This is a genomic window from Lysinibacillus sp. SGAir0095 (assembly GCF_005491425.1).
GTDB lineage: Bacteria > Bacillota > Bacilli > Bacillales_A > Planococcaceae > Ureibacillus.
The window spans coordinates 160,242-178,858 of record NZ_CP028083.1 but is presented as its reverse complement, the minus strand read 5'-3'; the positions used below and the strand labels follow the sequence as shown (position 1 = coordinate 178,858).

The window sequence follows — 18,617 nt, the reverse complement described above, 5'->3', positions numbered from 1 at the left end:
CAATATCGCCTTCTTTTTTATAGAGTCGGAAAAATCCTATGTTCCTATTGATAAAGAGGAATTAAATAACACTTAGAGTATGAGTTTATGATCAGAAAGTTACATTTGTGGGCGGATATAGTGTGTTTATGGGCACATAACATGAGTTTGGAGCGGATGGATCCGGTTTGTGAGCGTTAGCTACTTTTGTGTTCAAACTATTACCGTGCGTTCAGCAGTTCTTGTGTCCGGATACCCTGAAAAGAGTGCACTTACTTATTATAAAGTCAAAAAATCCCTACATCAGCAGGGATCTTTTTCCAAATCGGTAATAACACCAGTATCCTTATTTAATATCCTTCCCATCTTTATCACGAACGATAATTTTATAGGGAGTGTCACCGACGATTCCTTTTAGATCATCTGATTGCAGGAATTCTTGAATAGCTTTTTCGATTTTCTTTGCTAAATCAGAAGCTTCATTATCGGATTTTTCTACTTTTGTTGTTATATAAATATTCATAGTGCCTTTCTTGTAAGAATACCCCACCCCTTTTGTTTTGTACTCCTTTTTGTTTAACATCCCTTCAAAGATAACCGGCAACACATTCATGCTCCATTGCATTTCTGTTTCTTTTTCTTGTCTATTGATAGAATTAATCTTAACTATAACTTCTGTTTGAATCTCTAGCTTTTTAATCTCTTCTAGAATGGCATTTTCAATTTCATCCGTTCGAGTTTCAGTATCCTCGATGTCCAAAGTTACATGGATTTCTTGAGAGTCTGGGCTAGGATAAAAAACACCGTATGAATCCTGAATTTTATAACCCTGTTGTTGAAGCTTTGGTACAACTTCTTTTAGACTCTCCATCACTAAATCGCCATTTTGATATTTGGGGTTATTTTCTACATTAACATTCGGCTCAGTTGTTCTTTCCTTCTCTACCTCAACACTAAAATCATCATACCCTCTTGAAGAAATAAGCTCTTCTGTGACTTTCTCGATTTCTCCTTCAACCTGGTTGTAATATTCGTCTGATCCGCTAACTGTTACAAAAAATGTTTTATCTTGGACACTATAACCGGAGCCGGTAATCTCATAACCCTGCTCTTCCAGTTCTTCCATGATGGCCTGACTAATAGGCTTCTGATCGAAAATCATATTTAAAAATGGAATTTTGGAGACTACTTCTGCCATTGTTGGGGATATAAATGCAGATCCTAGAAAGAGTCCTAATAGTACTATAAAGGCAGTTGCACTATACGCTAGCTTTTTTGTGATGCTGTAACTACGCTTTTTTTCTAATGGAACCATCTCTTTATTTTTAATCCCTTGATGAACTTTATCTTTAATTCGCTTGCTTACTTGTTCATTAAAATAATTCTCCCGATAATATTCACGTAGTTTTTTAAACTCCTTATCCACTAAATACATCTCCTTTCTTGGCCTCAATTTTCCTCCTCAGCATATCTCGTCCTCTAGAGAGTCTTGTTTTTACAGTATTTGTTTTTATATTTAAAATGGTTGAAAGTTCATTAATCGTTAAATCATAAAAATAATGAAGTACAATGACTGCCCGATATTTCATTGGCAAAGTTATGATAATTTGCAAAAGATGTTCATTGCGATCAGTCTCAAGATAAGAGGTTTCAGCACTCTCTGTTCGATTAAAGCTTTCAAAGAAACTATTTTCTATTAGCAGCTGCTTCATGCTCTTTTTCTTCAAAAAATCCATTGAAGTATTCACCGTAATGCGATAAATCCAGGACTTTAATGACGCTTCTCCTCTAAAGTTATTTATATATCTATAAGCTTTTAGGAAAACTTCTTGTGAAATGTCTTCTGCTATCCCCCTATCCTTTACAAAGGAGTAGGCAAGTAGATATACCTTCTCAGTATAGAGATCCATTAATTGCTCAATTAGCATTTCTTTGTCTTCAGAAGTAATATCTATTTCTTCATTTGTATGTATTACTTTTTTTACCACCAACGTCCCTCCATTCACTCTTTAGACATAGGCATTTCAGAATTGGTTTCATTTTTTTACCAGTTCTTCACTCTAATTGTATATGTTCTACAAATAGAAAAAAGCGATTACGATTATTTCATAATCACTTTTATTATTTCGTACTTCTCTTGTTTTTCAATAGGAATGTCTTATTGTTTAGCGAGTTTGGTAATTTTGCATGTGACAATTGATGTGAATTTTCAGGTTTCCGCCGGAGTAGAATCCTTTAACAGCGAAATCATAGATCTATGTAATTTTATATAATACGATAGCGTGTTTTAAAAAACAAAGTAATGACATAATCCAAAATTGAACACAGATGACATAACTAATGACTATCAAATCAATATAAGGTGTCATGATCAGGATTACTAAAGTAAAACTAACAGTCAACGTTAAACTACTTTTATAATATCCTTTTAAACTGATTGCTGATTGGATAGCCACAAGTGCCAAATTGAAAAAGATAAACCCTATGAAAAACAAATGCATCTCCCCCAATCCATTTTATTTTTAACATAATTATCCATACACAAACTTCTTTACGCAATTATTAAGTTTATTAATTATTATTAAGACTTTGTAAAACCACCCTATTTTTAACATAAATAAAGTATGATTGTTAACGAGCTGGAAGCTATCCTTTCATGGCACAACAGCTCCCTTTATACGTGAGATAGCCTGGTTCTCTATTTGGAGCCAGGCTATTTGTATTTATAATTACACGCTTTAAATTACCTATCAAAAAATAAAGAGGCGCAACATTTTTTGTTGCACCTCTCAAAATCTACTCTATAATTTCTTTCGTTAACTCTTCTTTGCAGAAGTTCAAAATCATTGCTTTTTCATCTTCTTCAAGTTCAAAATCTAGATATGAATGATCGCCTTTATCAATCAGGAAATAATTTAAAATAAAAATTTCGTTCTCTGCTTTTTGACCGACTAAAACACGTATTTCTAACCCTGCTTCTGTATATAACTCATCTTCTTCGTCAACTTCAATATCTAAAAGAAATTCAAAACGTTTTCCTTCAATAATGTTAGTTGGATCTTTAATTTCTTCTATCGAAAATTGTGTAATCTCCATACATCAAACTCCCTTACGTTTCTCTAACAATGTACTATAAACGTTATTGTATATAGTTTTATAATACACATACCTATATTAAATTGTAAATTTAGATAAACGCAATTGTAATTCTTCCGCAAGATTTGCCAACGAGACTGCTGCACCGGAGATTTCTTCCATTGAGGCTAACTGCTCTTCAGAAGTAGCGGCTACGGATGTGGAGTTATCAGAAGTTAATCTTGAAACCTCTGACATTTCCTTCGCATGTGTCGATACTTTGGAAACCTCAGCTTCGATTTGATTTGAAATCGTCGTAATATTTACTACTTGTGTTTGAACCTGTCCTACTGCCTCTTGGATTTCACCAAAAGTAGTTTGTGTATCAAATGCAATTTCCAATCCTTTTTGAACACGGTCCTTCACGTCATTAATCGATGTTACCGTTTTTTCAGTATCTACATCAATTTGTTTTGCAATTCCCGTAATATTTGCTACTAGCTGTCTTGTTTGGTCGGCAAGTTTTTTAACCTCATCCGCAACAACTGCAAACCCTTTTCCTGCTTCTCCAGCTCTTGCCGCTTCAATTGATGCATTTAATGAAAGAAGATTTGTTTGGTCTGCAACCTCAGTAATTTGGGATAAAACTTTTACGATTTCTTTTGTTTGATTGTTTAGAACTGATAATGCGTGATCAGTTTCTTCAACGGATTCATTAATTCTTTCCATTTGCGAAACAGTTACTTCCACATAGTTAGACCCTTGTTCTGTTTTCTTGCCTGTTGAAATCGATAACTCTTGTGCCAGTTTAGCATTGTTCGAAATCTCATCCACGTAAGATTTACTCTTATCTGCGGATTGAACCGAATCAACCGACATAAAGGATTGCTTTTCTGCTCCACTTGAAACCTGTTGAATGGAGTCAGAAATTAGCTCTGCCCCCTTCATTGTTTCATCAGCACTAGCCATTAATTCCTCAGCTGAAGCCGCAACCTGACTTGAACTATCTTGAACATGAGATAAAAATTCTCTTAGGTTTATTGACATCTTTTTAAATGCCAGCTGAAGGGACCCTACTTCATCTGTTGTTGTTGCATCTTCCAGTTCAATTGCTAAGTTACCATTTGCAATTTCTTCCGCATTACGAGTTACTTGTTCGATACGACCAACAATGCGTTTTGTAAGCACCAGCACTGTGATGATACTTCCAATTAACAGAATGGCAATTAAGATAATTGAAATATTTATAATGTGAGTAATATTACTTTCTAATTCTTTTTGCATTTGTTGATATTGGAATGTAATATTCCTTTTCAATTCAATGACATCATTAATTAGACCTTTTATTCTGAAAGATTGTCTCTTAATTTCGGCTTGGTTATTCTCTTCTACAGCCGGTGTAGATTCATTAAGGATTTGGTCGTATTTACGAGCAATCTTGTCACTGAATTCTTTTTGCTCTTTGCTTATTAGAAAAGGCGCTAATTCATCATAGTTAGCTTTCACTAATTGCAAATCTTGTTCGATATTATTTTTATTGCTCTCCGAGATATTAAAAGCATAACTATCCAATGACTTCTGTAAGCTTTGGGCAGAGCTATTTAATTCTTCTACTGAAATTAGCGAATTCACTATTTCTTCTGTTGAAGATTGCAATGTAAATAATTGACTTATATTAAACCCAATAATTCCTGTAGAGAGTAGTAAGGGAATAATGGAAAGTAGTAATAATCGTTGTTTTAACTTCATCTTCATCACCCTATTCTAGTATTGTAACTGTTCCGTTGGAGATTTCTTCGATGTACTTTTCAAGCGTATCTTGCTCTGTTGGTGATAGGTTAATTACTCGAATAGGTGCAATGGCAACTCCGTTTTCCTTTAAACCCAGTTGTTTATTCTTTTCACTAATAGACCCTTTTTCAACTAATTCTTTTACCGTATCATAGATGGCTACATCCACTTGTTTAACCATTGAAGACACAACTGAGCCTTCAGCAAGATAAAACTGGTCACTGTCTACACCAAAGGAATAAGTCCCAGCTTTTTGAGATTCAAGGATAACCCCTACCCCAGTAAAGCCTGCTGCGGGATAGATATAATCCGCTCCTGCTGCAATCATTTCTTTGGCAATACTTTCCCCTAGCTTATCATCACCGAAAGTTCCTGAATATCTAGACAGAATTTTAGCCTCTGGATTTACTGCCTTTACCCCAGCCACAAATCCATCTTCAAATTTGTGAATTAGTTCTACATCTTCTCCACCCACAAATCCAACAACGTTACTTTGCGTTTTCATACCCGCTACTAAGCCGACTAAAAAAGAACCTTCATCTTCTTTAAAGGTAATATTATAGACATTTGGTAAATCCGATTGTGAATCAATAATTAAAAAAGAGACATCCGGGTATTTCTTCGCAACAGTCTCTAATGCTTCTTGAATCGAGAAGCCTAAACCAATAACTAAATCATTTCCTTGCTCGACTAATTCCTCTAGTCCTTGCTCATAGGTTTCCGATTCTTCCAATTCTCTATAATCAAAGGAAATCCCTAATTCATCACGCGCTTGTTCGAGACCTGCGAATCCCATGTCAGAGAAGGATTGATCTCCTAGCCCCGCATCCGAAAGCATAATCCCTACCTTAATATTGTCTGTTTCTGTATTTTGTCCACCATCTGAACAGGCAGAAAGAACCACAGCAAAAATGCTTAATACTAACAAAATGGCATATTTTCTCATAGAATTAACCCCTACTTATGTATACTTTATTTGATAAATATTGTCTAAATTGTCTAAAAATAATACATATTTGATATTTAGCGTGACTTTAGTTTACACCAAGGAATTTACTATGAAAATAGTTAAAATGTAAATAAAACATAAATTTTCTCATTTAAGTGACACTTTTTAACGAGTATGCAACAATAAGGAAAAATAGTTAATGGTAAAGGGGCTATTCCTTATGAAAGATTTATTTTATTACCAAGATCCAATGATGCAACAATTTACAGCGGACGTTTTACGAACAGGACTTGACGAAACAGGACCCTATATTGTCCTATCAAATACAGCATTTTATCCAACTGGAGGGGGGCAGCCCCATGATATAGGAAGAATTAATGATTTACGGGTAATAAATGTAGAAAAAGTAGAGGATGACATTCGACATTATGTTGAAGGAGACATAAAAGCGCTGGAAGGTGAAGTTACAGGACATATCGACTGGGAACGCCGTTTTGATCATATGCAACAGCATTGTGGCCAGCATATTTTAACAGCAGCCTTTGTGGAGCTGTTCGATTTCCCAACTGTTAGCTTTCATTTAGGAATGGGACTTGTCACGATTGATATTGCCGCCGCTCAAATTACAGATGAACAACTGGCTCAGGCAGAAAAACGAGCAAATGAAATTGTGCTCGAAAATCGACCAATCGAGACAAAATGGGTAACTAATGAAGAATTAGCCCATTACCCTTTGAGAAAAGACATTTCTGTTGATGAAGATATTCGCCTTGTGATCATTCCAGATTATGACTACAACGGTTGTGGCGGTATCCATCCTACATCTACAGGTCAAGTAAGTAGCATTAAAATCATGAGTACAGAAAAAATGAAAAAGAATACACGCGTTTCTTTTGTGTGTGGGAATCGGGTGTTAAGTCAGCTAGCCATGCGAAAAAGTGTATTGTCCGATGTTGCCCGCCAATTGAGTGTACCAGAGGAATCAGCAGGGGATGCATTACGGAAAGTTTTTCATGATATAAAAGAAACCGAAAAAAACTTAGAAGAAGCACAAAATCAACTGCTTAGGTACGAAGCAATGGAGCTTATTGCAGCAAGTCGTGCTTCTGGAATTGTAGCTGCCTCATTTAAAAATCGTACTGTACAAACCTTACAAAAGCTTGGTCGTGAAGTAATCTCACTGATGAGTGAGGGAATTTGTCTACTGGCAGCGGAAAATGAAGATAAAATTCAATTTATCGCTGCTCGCGGAAATCAGGTTGATAAAACCATGAAAGAAATCTCTGGTGGCATTCTTCCATTAATCAATGGAAAAGGCGGCGGGAATGACTCTTTTGTTCAAGGTGGTGGAGAAAGACTTCTTTCTGCAGAGGAACTTTTGGGGGAAATGAGGAAGTTGGTTTAGCTTTTGGAATTTGGCTGTATATTTGAAGAAAGTGGCGGGATTCTAATCAGCTTTGGCCAGTCTAAGGAGAATTTCATTTATACTTAGTGCATTTTGCCAGTGAATTTGCTTTTTGTAGACACTTATTAATCAAGCATACAAAAAGAGCAAGCTTTCTTTCTAGCTTGCTCTTACTTCCACTCTTCTTTTAGCATGCCATAAACAACGTGGTCTACATAATGGTCATACAGCCATTCGGCACTGCGAATAGTTCCTTCTTCTTTAAAGCCTAATCTTATGGGAATACTACGGCTTTTTGTATTTCCTTCAGCAGCATGGATTTCGACCTTATTCAATCCATATTCTTCAAAAGCTATCTTGACGATGGCTTTAGCTGATCTTGTCATGATACCTTTCCCTTGAAACTTTTCATCTAACATATAGCCAACATAGGCAGTTTTATTGGACTTATTGATTTTGTTGAAACCAATTTTCCCAACTATTTTCCCTTTATAAACAATGGCCGTATCCAAACCTTCATTTGCTATAAACTGAAGCAGATTATTTTTAATGTTGACCAATGTATCCTGAACTTTCGTTGAATAATCTAACCAGCCCAACCATTCACGAAAATGTGTGCGAGAGGAATCAATCATTTGAAAGATTTCTTCTGCATCTCTTTCTGTAACAAGTCTCAAGCTGATTTCTTCATCTACTGGATAAATGAACATGCTTCGATTCCCCCATTTCCATTAACAATACTATTATTTAGACTTTAACTCTACCACTACTAGCTGTGGCAGATTGAATATACGAAAAGGCACTGTACTATTTCCTAAGCCACGGCTTACATTCATGGTTGTCTCCCCATCTTCAAAAGTTCCTGCTGTATATTTCGGTAAGAATCCTTGTCCAGGTGCTATTAGTCCTCCAACAAAAGGAAGTCGAATCTGTCCTCCATGTGCATGGCCCGAGAACACCAAGTTAATATTATTAGCGACATACGTATTGAACTTCTCCGGACGGTGAGCTAAGAGAACAGTCAAATCTTCTCTGTCTACACCAGCCAATGCCGTACCTAGCATACTTTGTGTTTCATAGCCATTAAGAGGGTCTTCAATCCCTAAAATCGCAATGCTTTCCCCTTCACGCTCCAAAATCATAGAAGTATTTGGCATGACATGAACACCAATTGCGGACAATGCTTCATATATTTCTTCAACTTTGTTTGTTGCTACCTCATGATTTCCAATCACATAGTAAACATCTGAAATTTTCACAAATTCCCGTACTGCCTGCAAGCTCTGCTCTAGATTATAGCGATTGCTGTCAATGACATCCCCCGTAATAAAAATTACATCTGGATTAGTAGCCGCTACTTTTTTCACGAGTTTGGCTTGATTGTCCCCAAACAAGGCATCATGCAAATCAGAAACTTGGGTAATTCGAAAGCCATCAAAGCTTTCCGGTACCTTTTCCGATTCATAAATATGCTCGGTCGTAATAATCCAATGGTTATTTATATATAAAAATAAGTATATTGCTATTATAAAAAGGCAAAATTTAAGAAGTTTTTTCAAAGCACTCGCTCAATTCATTTCAAAGATTATGGGTAAAACCGAAGCTCACCCTCATCAATAATAGTAACATGATTTGGAACATTCAAGTAAAGAAACGTTGTACCTGTTACAGAATTGTCAACTACAGAATTGTTTGAATACATTGCTTGCAGATTCTCCAAGATTTCTATCTTCGGATTGATACTATTATAAGTAAATTGTTGAACAGGTGGGTTCTTTACAAGAAGTTTATCACCTGTGAATTCAAACTGATTTTTAGTTAGTTCACTTGTCAAATTGATTCCTCTGAAGATATAAGGTGTTTGATATGTTTTTGCATAAATCTCATTTGAGCTTGCGTCATCACGCCAATCAATTATGACAAAAACATTGCCATAAGTATCTTCTACTTCCTTTGCTAAAGTCACTTCATCAGAGGTAAACTCCATGGACCACTCATCAACTAAATATTTATCATTAAATTTGTCTTCCTTTTCAGACATAAAAAAATTATAGAACTGCATTTCGTCCTTAGTAATTTCTTGAATTTCCTCTGAAGATACAATTTTAATATCTTCATTACTAGTAAAAAATAAATAAATTAACGCGAACAAACCAAGCCCTATATAGCCTATTAATACTATACCTATTCTGTTAACCGTCCAAAAATACTTTCTAAATTTCATTCCTTTTGAAACATATAAAAATAGCGAGAAGAAGATAAACAGTAAGAACATAGGTATAATTACCATAAGTATTGTCATCGTCTAACCACCTCTCTTCTATTAAGAAAAATAACTGGTAGTGAAAATAATATGCCAGCGGTTAAAATTGCTTTTACCATAAATAAAGAATATCCTGCTTCAAAATAAAATTTTAAGATGGTTAACAGCTGCTCATCTAGAACTCGGAAAAAGAAATACACCAACACAAGAATAAATACACCGCCTATTATCTTTGAGAGATTAAAAAGTGACGACAAAAAATAACCGCTAGAAGCTGCGAGCAGTAGTACTAAAAATGCGATGAAAAAATGCATAAAATTAAACAGGCTTACATCCGGAACCATACTAATTCCCTTAAAAAGATGAATTAATGCTACTAAAATATAAAGTGACATAAATACAATGATAGCGCCGATGAAACTATAAACAATTAGTACAATTGTATTTGAGATACTACCAGTTGCTCGAGTTGTCACTGTAGATAGATCAAACTGCCGATAGCCCTTTGTTTGGATTAAAAAAGCAGTAATAAAAGCCCAAAGACAAGTAGCCATAAGAAACACATCTAAACTATAGAAATGTATCTTAACTGAAAATGTCCCATTACCTATAGTTGACATACCACTACCACCACCATAATTAATGAAGCCCATAAAGATTTGCAGAATTAAAAGGGGAACCAGCGCATGACTATATGCTTTTATCTTCCATTTAGCTTGCATCAGAACAACTTGATGAAATGTTTTATGATTTAAAGACATCGTCAATTCCACCCTTCTGTTTAGTAGTTAAAAATTTGCATACTTCACTTGCCGATACTGATTGCATTTGTACGGCCGTCTGTTGCGTATAGCTTCTATCAATCTTATTTCGTTCAATAATAGCCTCGTAGTTTATAGCATCTTGTCTTTCATAAAGTACATCCTGATAATTTGTCATTTCCTTAATCTCATTTACGTCCCCTTGAAGTCGCACCATCATTTGCTTCACATCTTCAAGAGGTAAATGCAGCACTACTTCCCCTTCATCAATTAACATAATTTCCTCCAGTAGATGTTCAATTTCCTTTAGATGATGACTTGAAATAATCAGTGTTCGAGGATATGCTATATACTCCTTTAAAATGGCTCGGTACATATCTGTTCGAATTCCCTCATCCATTCCATTCATCGGCTCATCCAGTAATGTAATTGCACATCTGGTTGCAAGACCATAGATCAGATTAAACGTTGATACTTGTCCTTTTGATAGATGATGGTGATAGCTATTTAACGGAATTTCCGCGTAAACCAACAGTCTTTCAGCTAATGCTCCTTGCCAATTGGGGTAAAAATCACTTGCCATTTTAAACAACTCCCCGAGATTGAAAAAGGGAGGAAAGGTCATTGTATCCTCTATTAAGATTAGATTTGTGGCTATCTTCAGATTGTTGAAGGGATTTTCGCCAAGGAGTCGAATTTCCCCATCAGTTGGTTTTAAATGGCCCGCCAAAAGCTTTAGCCATGTTGACTTTCCAGCCCCATTGCTTCCTATTAAGCCAATTATTTTTTCCCCTTCAATAGAACAAGAGAGTTTATTCAAAGCATTTTTACTACGAAATCTTTTCTCAACTCGATTACAAACAATCTCTATCATGGGCTTTACCCCTCCCTTTGGACTTTTTTTATTAACTCCAATAACTCTTCGTCTGTAACAAATAAACGTTTTGCTTCCTGTACAATCTCTTTTGCAAGCTTTGACAGCTTTTCATCTCGTCTTTTTGCTACTATCAACTCCTTAGCCCCCTCCTGCACAAACATACCGATTCCCCGTTTTTTATATACAATTCCCATTTCAAGTAGGATTGTTAGTCCCTTTCCTGCTGTTGCTGGATTAATATTAAAAAGCTCCGCAAGCTGATATTGAGAATACACCTTCCCCGTTTCTTGTAAGCGGTCCGCCAATATCTCATTTTCAATCCATTCTGCAATTTGAATATAGATGGGTGTTGTACAGTCATTGCTTAACTGCATGAAAGCTTCTCCTTTCGAGTAGCATTATTTCGCTCTATATTTAGTACATTACTGTTGTAATGTACTATATTTCATTTGTATAAAATTGTCAATATCTACTGTTTTAATTACTTACTTTTTGCGCTACTCATGTACTTCAATTTCCATACATCCGGAAAATCTTATCCACAATCCTACAGCCAGCTATCCACTTTAACGATTTTCTCCACAGCTTTATCCCAAGATGACTTACTTGTCCACATCGAAAATTTAAATTTCTCCCTAAAACATGCGAAAAGTTATCCACAAACAAAAAAACACCCACTTCTTTATAAAAAGTGAATGTTCTTTCATGTGGATAACTAGTTATCTTCTGATTCTTTGTTTCTTATTGCTTCAGTTGTGACAGTTGCTATATCTCCGTCAAACAGGATTGGCCTCAATTCATCTTCCCCCGAGCTTCTCGCTAATGGTACACGGGAACGGTATGCAGCACGACATACTAAATGGCCAGCTACCGGGGCTGTTATAAAGACGAAGATAATCCCCAATATTAAACGAATACTTACATATCCATCATGACTCCAAAAGTAAATGAACGCGCCTAATAAACAAGCCAAAACTGCTAAAGTTGAGCTTTTTGTGGCAGCGTGGGATCTTGTATACACATCTGGTAACTTGATGAGGCCCAACGCACTAATCACACTAATGATGGAGCCAATTAAAACCAAAATTACTGCTACCCACTCAAGAATCTCCTTTGCGGTCAACGATAATCCCCCTTTCAATATACTTCGAAAAGGCAATTGTTCCGATAAAGGCTAATATCCCTAAAATCAGAATCGCCTCTAAAAACGCTTTTGTTGATAAGACGATAGAAACTACCGCTATTGCGGAGATTAGGTTCACGCCGATAGTGTCTAATGCGATGGCACGATCTGGCATGGATGGTCCTACTATTACACGATATAGCAATAAAGCAATGGCAACCATGAAAAACAGTAGCGCCAATAACAAAATGGATTCTTTCATCTATCGTGTCACCTCCAAAATGGCTTTTTCAAATTTCGCCATTGATCGAATAATTGATTCCTTTGACTCCTCTAAATCCATGGCATGTATATAAAAGACATCTCCACTTTCCGATACTTCCATTACCACTGATCCTGGTGTAAGAGTTAGCAGCAAAGCCAAGGCCGTTACCTCCCACTCTCCCTTTAAACTTGTTTTATAAGTAAAGATTCCTGGAGTAATTTGAAGATTGGGTGTCAGAACTTGTTTAATAACAACGTAGCTAGAGGTCAGAAGCTCTTTAATAAACAACAGTATCAAATATAAAATCTTCATTACTTTTCTTAGATAGAATTGCGTTCCAAAGAATCGATGCATGACATATAAAATCCCGATCCCGACAACAAATCCTGTGAAGAAAGTTGTTAACTGTGGAACTGGTTCATCTACTAATAACAGCCACAAAAGAGCAAGAAATAAATTCAATAAAAACTGTGCGAACATCAACTCACCCCTTTAAAATGGCATCAATGTAGATTGATGGATTCATTAGTGTTTCAGCTGCATCCTTTACGTATACCGCTAGAGTCTCTGCTCCCACTCCCACATAGGCAATCGTAATAGCTAATAGAATAAAGGATAAATAAGCGGCTTTAGGAATTGGCTTACGATCTTCATAGCTAATCGTCGATTCTCCAAAGAAGGATGCAAGGAATATTCTAAGTAAGGAATAGAGAACGATAATACTTGATGCAAAGCCAAGAGCAAGCAATACATAGGAACCTGCCTCAATTGCGCCCTGCCCGATCAACACTTTCCCCATAAACCCACTTAGAGGTGGAATTCCCGCTAACGCCAGCATGACAAAGAAATAAATCCAGCCAAATAAAGGGTAGTTTTGTATAAGTCCACTCATTTTCTTTACAACAGACTCGCCGCTTACATAAAACATCATACCGACTAACAAGAATAATAGAGCTTTTGCTAGCATGTCATGGATTAAATAATAGATTGCACCTGTTAGTGCAGCCTCTGTCCCAGCTGCCAATCCGATTAAGATAAATCCGACACCAATAATGACGTTATATGTAGCAATCGTATAAATATCACGTCCGGACAATGCTCCCATACAACCTGCGATAAGTGTAATACCCGCCATTACCCCGATAATCGTATGTGTCACATCTTGGTTAAGTGGGAACATCAGAGTGAATGTACGAATTAGTGCATACATGCCGACCTTTGTTAATAGCGCTGCAAATAGTGCTTGCACAACTGTTGGCGGTACACTATATGAACCTGGTAACCAAAAGAATAGTAGTAACCCGGCTTTTAAACTAAATACAATTAAAAACAGAATGGCTACCGTTGTTAGCAGAGGATCTTGTCCTGCTTCAGCAACACGCTGTGCGATATGGGCCATATTTAACGTTTTGACGGTACCGTATAAAAAGGCTAGTGCGATTAGGAACAGCCAAGATGCCACTACGTTTATCAATACATATTTTAATGATTCACGCAGCTGTCTCTTTTTTCCGCCAAGTGCTACCAAAACATACGAAGCTAAAAGCATGACTTCAAAACAAACAAATAGATTGAAAATATCACCCGTCAAAAAGGATCCATTTACACCGGCGATCAAAAATAGAACAAATGGGTAAAAGAACATTTTTTCATGTCGTTCCCCTATTGTTGAAAACGCGTATAGTAAACAAATAGTAGTTAAGATATTAGCGGTTAACACTAATAGTATCGAAAATGAATCCGCTACAAAAAGTATCCCAAATGGCGGCAACCATCCACTGAAATCTAACCGAATAATCCCATCTGTTTGGACAAAATTCAGTAACAGAAACGAAATGATGCTAATAAAAATCATCGTAATTATACTAATAATCCGTTGCAGAACAATTTGTTCACGCAAAAATACGAGAATCACTGCAGTTATGATTGGAATAATTAGCGGGACAACAAGTAAGTTATTCATCGGGCATTCCTCTCAATTCCTGTAAATCATCAGAACCGTTCGTTTTATATGTCCGATACGCCAAAACAAGTAGAAATGCTGTTGTAGCAAAGCTAATCACAATTGCTGTTAAGATCAAAGCCTGTGGCAATGCATCAGTAAAAGGTCCTTCAGATTGACTTAGTAATGGGACAGCACCTTTTTTCAGCCCCCCCATTGTTAAAATAAGTAAATGAACAGCATGGGATAATACAGCCGTCCCTAAAATAACACGTATCAAATTTCGAGAGAGGACTAAATAGGTGCCAACAGCAACGAGAACACCAATTAATATCATCATTAAAGATTCCATACTATTCATCCTCACTTATACTTAAGATAATCGTAACAAGCGTGCCAATTACGGTTAATGCAACACCTGCTTCAAAAATGGTAACTGTTGTTAAATGTTTTTCCCCTATAACGGGAAATGTAAAGTAGATATCAGTTTGCGATAAAAACGGAGCATCGAAAAAGATTGCCCCAATGGCCGATCCTGTGGCTAAAAGGACACCAAGACCCGCCACTTTTTTAAAGTCAAAAGGCATTTTCTTATGAACTGTTTCAAGATCATAAGTAATATAAAGAAGAACGATTCCCGATCCTAGAACCAGACCTCCAATAAAACCGCCGCCCGGGGCATTATGTCCTGAAAAGAAGAGGTAAACACCGAGGGTTAAAATGATGAATACAACCCCTTTAACGACTGTTCTTAATATCACATCATTTATTTTCAAGTGTCAGCATCCCCCTTCTTCGCTGCTTTTAGCTTAATAAGTGCATAAACACCTAATCCGGCTATAAAGAGAACAACTACTTCCAGCATCGTATCGAAGGCACGGAAGTCCCCAAGAATGGTATTAACAATATTTTTACCCCCGGCTAATTTATATGAATCTTCAAAGTAAGCCGAAATAGATTCGAATTTCTCGTAGTTGATGACCGCCAAACCAATCAGCGTCACTGTTGCTCCTACTAGAATTGAAATTAGACCATTTGATAGTTTTAGTCGTTTAGAGGATGGCTCGGGTTTTAGCTCTGCTAAATATTTAAAACAGATTAAATATAATGCCGTTGTTACAGATTCCACAACCAGCTGTGTAAGGGCTAAATCCGGTGCTCTGAATATAACGAAAAAGAATGCAATCGCATAACCTATTACTCCGTTTAACAAAACAGCAGTAATACGTGATTTTGCAAAAATAAGGGCAACTGCCGCAAAAATCACAACAAATATTAATAGTAATTCATAGTTCTCTACAGGAGCATCTTTGCTTGGATTCCAGGCAAATGCTTCAAGGACCAAGAAAGTGCCCGCAACAATTACAACAAAGCTTACATATATATAGATAAAGTAGTGCATTAAATGACCATTCATATATCGTTTAGTTATACTTTCCGACATATTCTCACTCGTTGTAATGACTCTTTCATAGATAGCATTGAGAGTCCAATTTTGAGGGAAAATGCGGTATATCTTTATCCAGTGTTTCATGAATCGATATAAAAGAATACCTACTAGAATAACGCCGATCGTCATATATAACTCAGGTTTAAATCCATGCCATGCGTGAATATGCGGTGTCATTTCAGCTTCGGCCGGGAATGTTGGATACACACTCGACATTGCTGGCTTTAAAATATACGTACCTAAAATATTGGGGAAGAAGAAAATTGCAATGACTAGCCCAATTAAAATAAACGGAGAGATTAACATACCAACCGGTGCTTCATGTGGATTCTTTTCTAAAATATCTGGTTTGACTTTTCCCAAGAATGTTTTGCTTACAATAATGACACAGTAAATAAAGGTAAAAACACTTGCAATCCAAGCTATAATCGGAACAAATATACCTATACTTGCAAGAGAGAAAATATCTAAATTCAAAATGCTAACTGTAGCAGCAAAGAACATTTCTTTACTCAAGAAACCATTAAATGGCGGTAACCCTGCCATGGAAAAACAACCAATTAATGCAATCGTAAATGTAAATGGAAGGATCGACATTAGCCCGCCTAGTCTTCTAATGTCACGAGTTCCGATTTCATGATCGACAATTCCGACCATCATAAATAGTGCACCTTTAAAGGTCGAGTGATTAATTAAATGGAAGAGTGCAGCAAAAGTTGCTTGCGTATAGATAACAGTGCTCGTTGAGTAGCCTAAATAAACGGCAACAGAACCCAAACCTAATAAACTCATAATTAAACCGAGTTGACTAACGGTGGAAAAAGCTAGTATTGCTTTTAAATCAGATTGTCTTACGGCATTAAATGAGCCCCAAAATAGCGTTAACAAACCAACTCCAGTGACTGCCCAGAACCAGACCACTTCTCCACCGAAAACAGGTGTAAAACGTGCGACTAAGTAAATTCCAGCCTTAACCATTGTTGCCGAATGTAAATAGGCACTAACAGGTGTTGGTGCTTCCATCGCATCGGGAAGCCAGATATGGAAGGGAAACTGCGCAGATTTGGTAAATGCACCCAGTAAAATTAAAACAAGCGCAGGAATAAATAAGACCTGTCCACTAATCTCATCAACATTTCCTATAATTTCTCTAATACTGAATGTTCCGGACATGGCATAAAGCATTAAAAAACCTACCAGCATGGCTACGCCACCTGATACCGTTATTGTCATGGATTTTCTTGCACCTGCTCTAGAGGCTTTCCGATGATGCCAAAATGCAATTAAGAGGAAGGATGAAACACTCGTTAATTCCCAAAAGGCATATAGAACCATTAAATTATCCGAGAATACAACGCCTAGCATTGCTCCCATGAAAAGTAATAAATAACAATAGAAATGATGTAGTGATTCTTTCATTGATAGATAAAAGATGGAATACAATATCACTAAACTTCCGACACCAGTTATTAACAAACTAAATATCAAGCTTAAGCCATCTATATATGTCGTGAAATTTATATTAAATGAGGGGATCCACTCATAGGTATGGGAAAAGGTTTCACCACTTGCTATACGAGGGATATATGTAGTCAGAATAAGGAATAAACTAACAGGAATTACGAGAACGACCCAACCTATAAATCTCCTTTGCAGTCGCCTATTAAATAAGGGAATCAATGCTGCCATAATAAACGGAATTAGTATGATGGCAATTTCGATTGTCACAAGCTAATACCTCCTAATTTTGTAACATAGCACAAATTTAAAATTATATGAATTCACTCTATCCACTTGACTTACAAAATGACTCACTTCATAATAATGTGTCATAAAGTTAAATTCCAAAATCTCAACTATTTACAAAAATGTTAATTTTGAATTTCTTTACTATTATTAAGATTAAATATTACAATAATAAGTATACAATAGGAATGTATTAGATGCACTCAATTCGCATTTACTTTTGCTTATTTATACAGTTTTTTGCTTGAAAATAATTGTTATATTTTAATAACAAACTACTAGTAAGAGGAGCAAACTATCTATGAAGCATTTAAAAAGAATGGATGAAAGTATTTTAGTTTGTGTATATTACGGACTTAATGGTGAGCGTCTTATTCGTAGAGGTCATAAACTTGCGACGTATTTAGATTGTCCACTCTATATATTAACGATTGATTCGAAACCAGTGGATGCGTTTGATGCCGAAAAATCTGGCTATATCGAAAGATGGACGGATCTTTGCAAAGAACTTGAAGTGGAAGAGTTTATTGTTCGTGATAATGAAAAGCAGCCAACTCAAAAAGTAATTGGCGAGATTGCCCGTGAAAAGAATATTACTCAAATAATTGTCGGGCAAAGTGCACAAAGCAGATGGGAAGAGATTACAAAAGGGTCATTCTTAAATGTTCTTTTAAAAGAAGTCCCATTTGTTGATTTTCACATCGTTGCCGTAAAACGCCCTCTCGCAGATGAAGAACATGGCATATTCGAAAAAGGTGTGCGTGCATACGTTATCCAAGAACTAGAAAATTACAAAATTGTCTTCACATGCCCTAAATCCGTATCCATCGAAGGGATTTTCTTTAAAGAAATAGGGACAGATTTCGATAATGGTATTTTTAAGTTCTCTTATCAAAATAAAATGCATGAAGTCAGGATAAAAGAAGGCTTTGTCAGCAACCCTCATCTTATTCATTCGATTTACGGCGTATCGAACGTCTAAACTATTTTA

The 18,617-nt window shown here is 36.3% G+C and carries 21 protein-coding genes; 2 read left to right on the top strand and 19 right to left on the bottom strand.

Going from position 1 to position 18,617, the window contains the following annotated elements:
- Positions 1–325: 325 nt before the first annotated feature.
- The 6 genes from C1N55_RS00825 to C1N55_RS00800 form a co-directional block, all read right to left on the bottom strand.
- Positions 326–1,405, bottom strand: a complete 1,080-nt coding sequence (locus C1N55_RS00825; protein WP_168193759.1) for a DUF4179 domain-containing protein — start codon at positions 1,403–1,405, stop codon at positions 326–328.
- A complete protein-coding gene (locus C1N55_RS00820) occupies positions 1,398–1,967 on the bottom strand; it encodes a sigma-70 family RNA polymerase sigma factor (protein ID WP_137727056.1) in 570 nt (189 codons plus the stop codon). Before C1N55_RS00820 ends, C1N55_RS00825 begins: the two co-directional genes overlap by 8 nt.
- Positions 1,968–2,234: 267 nt before the next feature.
- The gene (locus C1N55_RS00815; protein ID WP_137727055.1) at positions 2,235–2,474 is read right to left on the bottom strand and encodes a hypothetical protein; all 240 of its coding nucleotides are present in this window, start codon (positions 2,472–2,474) and stop codon (positions 2,235–2,237) included.
- A 301-nt stretch (positions 2,475–2,775) separates the two neighbouring features.
- On the bottom strand, positions 2,776–3,075 hold the full coding sequence (locus C1N55_RS00810) for a DUF6509 family protein (protein ID WP_137727054.1): 300 nt from the start codon (positions 3,073–3,075) through the stop codon (positions 2,776–2,778).
- A 78-nt stretch (positions 3,076–3,153) separates the two neighbouring features.
- The gene (locus C1N55_RS00805; protein WP_137727053.1) at positions 3,154–4,803 is read right to left on the bottom strand and encodes a methyl-accepting chemotaxis protein; all 1,650 of its coding nucleotides are present in this window, start codon (positions 4,801–4,803) and stop codon (positions 3,154–3,156) included.
- 10 nt (positions 4,804–4,813) lie between these two features.
- Positions 4,814–5,791, bottom strand: a complete 978-nt coding sequence (locus C1N55_RS00800; protein WP_137727052.1) for a BMP family lipoprotein — start codon at positions 5,789–5,791, stop codon at positions 4,814–4,816.
- A 223-nt stretch (positions 5,792–6,014) separates the two neighbouring features.
- Between C1N55_RS00800 and C1N55_RS00795 the strand changes: the two genes are divergently transcribed.
- Positions 6,015–7,199, top strand: coding sequence for an alanyl-tRNA editing protein (locus C1N55_RS00795; protein WP_137727051.1), 1,185 nt, complete (start codon positions 6,015–6,017; stop codon positions 7,197–7,199).
- 170 nt (positions 7,200–7,369) lie between these two features.
- Here C1N55_RS00795 and C1N55_RS00790 read toward each other — a convergent pair whose 3' ends face one another.
- The 13 genes from C1N55_RS00790 to C1N55_RS00730 form a co-directional block, all read right to left on the bottom strand.
- Positions 7,370–7,909, bottom strand: a complete 540-nt coding sequence (locus C1N55_RS00790) for a GNAT family N-acetyltransferase (RefSeq protein ID WP_137727050.1) — start codon at positions 7,907–7,909, stop codon at positions 7,370–7,372.
- 33 nt (positions 7,910–7,942) lie between these two features.
- Complete coding sequence (locus C1N55_RS00785) at positions 7,943–8,758, bottom strand: metallophosphoesterase (protein ID WP_137727049.1); 816 nt, start codon at positions 8,756–8,758, stop codon at positions 7,943–7,945.
- 26 nt (positions 8,759–8,784) lie between these two features.
- Positions 8,785–9,501 (bottom strand): hypothetical protein, encoded by a 717-nt coding sequence (locus C1N55_RS00780; RefSeq protein WP_137727048.1) that lies wholly within the window; start codon positions 9,499–9,501, stop codon positions 8,785–8,787.
- On the bottom strand, positions 9,498–10,223 hold the full coding sequence (locus C1N55_RS00775; RefSeq protein WP_137727047.1) for a hypothetical protein: 726 nt from the start codon (positions 10,221–10,223) through the stop codon (positions 9,498–9,500). Before C1N55_RS00775 ends, C1N55_RS00780 begins: the two co-directional genes overlap by 4 nt.
- Positions 10,207–11,097: an ATP-binding cassette domain-containing protein gene (locus C1N55_RS00770; protein ID WP_137727046.1), complete on the bottom strand. Its 891-nt coding sequence runs from the start codon at positions 11,095–11,097 to the stop codon at positions 10,207–10,209. The genes C1N55_RS00775 and C1N55_RS00770 overlap by 17 nt, the downstream gene beginning before the upstream one ends.
- Positions 11,098–11,102: 5 nt before the next feature.
- Complete coding sequence (locus C1N55_RS00765) at positions 11,103–11,474, bottom strand: GntR family transcriptional regulator (protein ID WP_137727045.1); 372 nt, start codon at positions 11,472–11,474, stop codon at positions 11,103–11,105.
- A gap of 341 nt (positions 11,475–11,815) precedes the next feature.
- Positions 11,816–12,223: a Na+/H+ antiporter subunit G gene (locus tag C1N55_RS00760; RefSeq protein WP_137727044.1), complete on the bottom strand. Its 408-nt coding sequence runs from the start codon at positions 12,221–12,223 to the stop codon at positions 11,816–11,818.
- Positions 12,201–12,485, bottom strand: a complete 285-nt coding sequence (locus tag C1N55_RS00755; RefSeq protein WP_137727043.1) for a Na(+)/H(+) antiporter subunit F1 — start codon at positions 12,483–12,485, stop codon at positions 12,201–12,203. Before C1N55_RS00755 ends, C1N55_RS00760 begins: the two co-directional genes overlap by 23 nt.
- Positions 12,486–12,968 carry a Na+/H+ antiporter subunit E gene (locus C1N55_RS00750; RefSeq protein ID WP_137727042.1) on the bottom strand — a complete coding sequence of 161 codons (483 nt, stop codon included), beginning with the start codon at positions 12,966–12,968 and terminating at the stop codon, positions 12,486–12,488.
- A 4-nt stretch (positions 12,969–12,972) separates the two neighbouring features.
- Positions 12,973–14,451 (bottom strand): Na+/H+ antiporter subunit D, encoded by a 1,479-nt coding sequence (locus C1N55_RS00745; RefSeq protein WP_137727041.1) that lies wholly within the window; start codon positions 14,449–14,451, stop codon positions 12,973–12,975.
- The gene (locus C1N55_RS00740; RefSeq protein WP_137727040.1) at positions 14,444–14,782 is read right to left on the bottom strand and encodes a Na(+)/H(+) antiporter subunit C; all 339 of its coding nucleotides are present in this window, start codon (positions 14,780–14,782) and stop codon (positions 14,444–14,446) included. Before C1N55_RS00740 ends, C1N55_RS00745 begins: the two co-directional genes overlap by 8 nt.
- 1 nt (position 14,783) lies before the next feature.
- Entirely contained in the window at positions 14,784–15,206 is a 423-nt protein-coding gene (locus tag C1N55_RS00735; protein ID WP_137727039.1) for a Na(+)/H(+) antiporter subunit B, read from the bottom strand.
- Positions 15,203–17,608, bottom strand: a complete 2,406-nt coding sequence (locus C1N55_RS00730; protein WP_137727038.1) for a Na+/H+ antiporter subunit A — start codon at positions 17,606–17,608, stop codon at positions 15,203–15,205. Before C1N55_RS00730 ends, C1N55_RS00735 begins: the two co-directional genes overlap by 4 nt.
- Positions 17,609–17,927: 319 nt before the next feature.
- Here C1N55_RS00730 and C1N55_RS00725 point away from each other — a divergent pair, with 319 nt between their 5' ends.
- The gene (locus C1N55_RS00725; RefSeq protein WP_137727037.1) at positions 17,928–18,608 is read left to right on the top strand and encodes an adenine nucleotide alpha hydrolase family protein; all 681 of its coding nucleotides are present in this window, start codon (positions 17,928–17,930) and stop codon (positions 18,606–18,608) included.
- The last annotated feature ends 9 nt before the right edge of the window (positions 18,609–18,617 follow it).